Raw genomic sequence first — 4638 nt, forward strand, 5'->3', positions numbered from 1 at the left:
TATATCGGTAAGAGTATCCCAAAACACTTCTAAGTAAGCTGATTTGGGAAAGTTGAGTTATTTATTAATAGCAGACTTAAGCCGGATTGTATACATGCACTGGATCTGATTCATCCCTTGATCTGTTTGCCATTGCACAAGTAGCTATTTTAGAATAACACTTGAAAATAATAGAAGCGATAACCTATTTTAAAATAATTTTATTATATCGGCTGCTTGTTCTTTACCAAGAAAAAAATATCCCTTGGTAAAAAATTTACCAGGGATATATGTACTTTTTATATACTAATGCGTTTTCATAATGCTATAGCAAAAAGTATTATGAGATCTCAAAATACCGATTGAATTACTCTTCGAATAAAAGATATATTGTGGGTATCGTTTTTTGAGAGATCAAGTATAAAACTCTCATCTTCTCTAGGGTAAACCAAATCATCAAGATAATCGTAATATATTTCTATTTCATTTTTCCCTACTGGCGTAACATAAACATATGCCCGCATATCTCCAGTAAAAAGAATCAATTTTGATTTGTTCTCTTTATTGAATACCAGCCAATATCTATTATTACGATTATCATCATACAATTTTAATGAGCCGTCAATTCTTTCATCTATTATCTCTGTATAAGAAATATCTGGTGGTACTTTTTCTGTTATGGCAAATTTGAGGATATCAATAACAATACAGAAAAATAATACAATTGACAAGATAGATAATAAAAGAATTTTAAGTATTTTAAGAATTCTCTTTTTAATTAAACTCTCCATTTTTAAAATAATCTATTCCTCTCTGTATAGCAATTTGATCTGTTGGATCATCAAAATAAGTAGATATCCATTCGATTTTGTAATCTCCACCAACTATTTGCATTATACCAGCAGCGAAAGAAATTGAGCAGCCTTTTAATATTTTCTGGACGCTCCTTGTCACTAGCGCTTCCATCACCAACCAGTTTGTTGGCAAAATCATCGAACATAACCAGCGTGCGGTCAGGAGCAAAATCGAAAATATATGCGTTTTCTTTTTTGTAGTACTTGCCTTTTTCTTCGTAGTGATATGAGTTCTGTGAACGGAATGCAGCCTGCATATATAGAGCTGGACTGGATACATTGCTCAGCATCATCACCGCTGACCATTCTGGAATGGTCACGCCGGTAGTAAGCTGCCCGACGCTGATTGTGATTGTATACTCGTTTTCAGCGATAGCCTTACGCACCTTATCGTAGCTCTTTTCATTTGAGACAAAATCTTCGGATTCCTCAGTGAGATCCCTGCCGTCACCAGCGGCGATTACTATCTTGTGATGCATAAACGCAGCATCATTACTGAGCAGCTTCGCCAGAGCCTTTGCACTGGCAACTCTGTCAAGGAGCCAGAACGTGTGTTTCAGCTCCTTTCGCAGGGCAGGGGTCGAGAATGGATACTTTTCGTTTTTCGTCAATCTCTCCAACCACTTTTTTACATCCTTCTCATGTTTAAAAGTCGTCTTGCCCCTCAACAGGATCCCCTACCATCATTCATTTTGTAGTCTTGATAGAAATTCTGGCATGGGATTGACCTTAATTCGTGCACCTTCCTTTATCATCTATAGCCCTTCTCTAATTTTCATGGCGATTTTATATGCCAATAACGGGGGTACTGCATTGCCTACCTGGGTAAACTGCCTTGCCGTTGAACCTGTAAAAATGTATGTATCTGGGAACGTCTGAAGGCGAGCACATTCCCTCACAGAAATTGTACGTGGGGAGTATGGGTGTAAATGTGAACGCCCTCCACCTTTTGTTCCGCCAGCGATAACAGTTTTCGATGGAAGATATGGATTTAACCTATCTACTCGTCCCAACTTATCACGGGTACCGTAAGCTAATTTCATGTAACGTTTTACTGATTCAGCATTATGTTTGCGTGTCTGGTGATTCTCCACATCTTTTAAGCTACGCCCAAAAGTATTAAAGCAGGCTGTCACATAATCGTTAGGCAAGGGGAAGTCTATGGCTTTATTCATGCGTGTACCGATGTTTATCCAACGCATTCTGTTCTGGGGAACCCCATAATAAGCTGCATTAATTATCTTAGGCGGTGAAATTGTATAACCAAGTGTCGCAATTTCATCAAGAGCATTCTTAATCTTGCCACCATCATCGCAGTCCTCAATACCTGCTACATTTTCAATTAGGAATGCTTTAGGTCGAAACCTCTTAATATACCACAAGTAATCGAATAACAACTCTCCTTTTTCTTCGTCATCAAATCCTTGTCGTTTAAAGTTTTCACTGTCTTTCGAAAACCGTTGGTTAGCAGCAATACTAAAAGGCTGGCAAGGAGGACCCCCATGAAATACTCCATCAAAAGGTTTTGCTGTACCGATTATCTTCTCTAATTCGGATGAAACAATTTCTCTTTCTCTGACATCTCCGTTATTATCCGGGGGTCCAATAACTTTTTTATTGGGGTTGTTGCCTCTTAAGGTATTGCAGAACACCTCATTAAACTCAATTGATACAAGATTATTAAATCCAGCATACTCAAACCCTATATTTAGCCCGCCTGCTCCTGAAAAAAAACTAACTGCAGGTATTGAATCATGAAGCTTCTCTTTATCATCTAAAATCTCGTTTTCTTCATAGTATGGTATGATATCTGAATAATCGCAATACCGCAATGAATCATAGTTCAGTCCTTTCTGAGTTAGAATCTCTGCAAGCGGCATATCTTTTCTAAAGCAGTCATCAAGAATTTTTTTTTGCATAGATAAGGTTATTTTGTTCTTTAGCACATCCATTAGACAATCTCCTTTATTGCAGACAGGTAAACATCCATCGCTTCCGTGTGCGATAGAAAATCATCCTGTCCATTTCGTTTTAGCCATTTTATGTAATAGATATGAATACTACGATGGCAAGTAGGACATAGCCCTACAATATCACTTAATGAAGTGCCTTTTGTTGTTATGGCAATACTAGACGATAGCGGTAATAAATGATGTATATCTAGCATATAGTCCGTCCATGGATACTTAATGGACACATCCATTTTACACATTCCACAAATTGGCGTATGGTTATGCTCAATATAATATCTGCGTAAAAGCGGACTTCTGTCAACTCTAAAATGTTCAACCCTTTTACGTTTGCCCTCAATAAACTCTATATCAGCAACATCAGAAGAAAACACTTCAATAGTTGGCAGAACAATACTGCCAACTATTCGTGTGATGGAAAGAAATTCTTCGCTACGAGAGACCTTTGGAACACTACCAACAGGAGAAAGAAACTTATCAACTAGTTCTACTAACGCTGAAGGGTTAGTAATATCTAGCCATAGACGGCCATTATAAACTTTCAAAATACTTAACTGGCTAATAAAAATAACCATCTCCCGTAGCTGTCGTCTTTCAGCTTCTAAGATAGTATAGGTCTTTGGCATTAAGCGATAATAAAACTCAAGATCTTCAAACCCTGTGCAGTTATTTGCAATGATTATATGGAATATTTCATCCAACGAAATACATGCCTGGCGGTCTGTGTTATTTAAAGCAATAAGATATTTTATAATGGCACAGAATGGATAGATTTGCATCTGTGCAACATCATAATTATCAAAAGCCGGAAAAGGAAAACGGAATCTACTTATGTAACTCAACAAAAAGTCATCTGTATTGCTAAAACATCCGTCATCTTTAGCTAATTCCCTACAGTAATCAGAAACAACTAAATGCTCATCCACAACGGTAGCCAAGAATGAACACTCAAATACTCGTTTGTAATTACGCAGAACGGTATAATGATTAGGAGCAAATGGCATACCAGTAGAATCTGTCAACTCATTACGAAAAGTAGATTCACAATCCCTAATTTTTACCCCATTAAATTTAACAAGGACTTTCGCTACACTCTTTAGAACATCAAATTGAAAATACAGTAGTCGTCCTTGATCCCACCGCCACATAGTCACCCTCCTATCTCCTGTAATTCAAAAAATTTAAATATTATTAATTTTCAATCTCCATAATATCCGATATATCACAGTTAAGGGCCTTGCAAATTTTAAGAAGAACATCAGTTGAAACATTTTCTCCTTTACCTAGTTTGGCGATAACTGCGGTACTAACACCAGCGGCTACACGTAAGTCTTTTTTATTCATTTTTTTATCAATAAGCAATTTCCAAAGTTTATTATAGCTTATCGCCATTCTCGCACCACATCACATTGTACAGAACACTTGTTTGCATTGTATCATGGGCAAGAGCTTTAATCAACAAGAAATTTATAATCATGAATATATTTTCGCTCTAGTGTTTTGTTCTAAACAGTAGCTTTCGCCTGAAAGCTTCGGAAGAGGTATACACGCTTGCGCTTGATCTAATTCATGAGACCCCCACTTCTATAAGTGGGGGTTCCTTATACCTGCTTCGGTGGGGGTAGAGTCCTCCACCGAAGTTCCGATGTTCAGCTTTAGCTGAACGAGTTCAATGGACCTATGACGATTTTCTGCGCTGAGCTTCCTGGAATATCTCCTTACTTATAATGGTCTCATGATTATTCTCCATAAGATACATCGGCAATTCACCATTGTTTTCTTCATAAGCTGTGCTGACTCTGCAGTAAGCGGCAACACGTAAAACTTCTTTTTTG

The 4638-nt window shown here is 37.5% G+C and carries 6 protein-coding genes; all 6 read right to left on the reverse strand.

What is annotated here, in order from left to right; genetic code table 11:
* Positions 1-329: 329 nt before the first annotated feature.
* Positions 330-770 (reverse strand): hypothetical protein, encoded by a 441-nt coding sequence (locus Q7P22_RS06840; RefSeq protein ID WP_303862321.1) that lies wholly within the window; start codon positions 768-770, stop codon positions 330-332.
* Between the two features lie 50 nt (positions 771-820).
* Positions 821-1501, reverse strand: coding sequence for a hypothetical protein (locus Q7P22_RS06845; protein WP_303862324.1), 681 nt, complete (start codon positions 1499-1501; stop codon positions 821-823).
* An 87-nt stretch (positions 1502-1588) separates the two neighbouring features.
* Positions 1589-2785, reverse strand: a complete 1197-nt coding sequence (locus Q7P22_RS06850) for a DNA cytosine methyltransferase (protein WP_303862326.1) — start codon at positions 2783-2785, stop codon at positions 1589-1591.
* On the reverse strand, positions 2785-3951 hold the full coding sequence (locus tag Q7P22_RS06855; protein ID WP_303862329.1) for an HNH endonuclease: 1167 nt from the start codon (positions 3949-3951) through the stop codon (positions 2785-2787). Before Q7P22_RS06855 ends, Q7P22_RS06850 begins: the two co-directional genes overlap by 1 nt.
* A gap of 43 nt (positions 3952-3994) precedes the next feature.
* Positions 3995-4195, reverse strand: a complete 201-nt coding sequence (locus Q7P22_RS06860; RefSeq protein ID WP_303862332.1) for a helix-turn-helix transcriptional regulator — start codon at positions 4193-4195, stop codon at positions 3995-3997.
* A 286-nt stretch (positions 4196-4481) separates the two neighbouring features.
* Positions 4482-4638: recombinase family protein (locus tag Q7P22_RS14955; protein ID WP_369695504.1), on the reverse strand; the 157-nt coding region annotated here is incomplete at its 5' end.

Source organism: Alkalibaculum bacchi, assembly GCF_937875145.1.
In the GTDB taxonomy this organism is placed as follows: Bacteria; Bacillota; Clostridia; order Eubacteriales; family Alkalibacteraceae; genus Alkalibaculum; species Alkalibaculum bacchi_A.

Coding starts and splice junctions, on each gene's coding strand:
- Q7P22_RS06840 (WP_303862321.1), bottom strand. CDS start 770: ATGGAGAGTTTAATTAAAAAGAGAATTCTTAAAATACTTAAAATTCTT.
- Q7P22_RS06850 (WP_303862326.1), bottom strand. CDS start 2,785: ATGGATGTGCTAAAGAACAAAATAACCTTATCTATGCAAAAAAAAATT.
- Q7P22_RS06855 (WP_303862329.1), bottom strand. CDS start 3,951: ATGTGGCGGTGGGATCAAGGACGACTACTGTATTTTCAATTTGATGTT.
- Q7P22_RS06860 (WP_303862332.1), bottom strand. CDS start 4,195: ATGGCGATAAGCTATAATAAACTTTGGAAATTGCTTATTGATAAAAAA.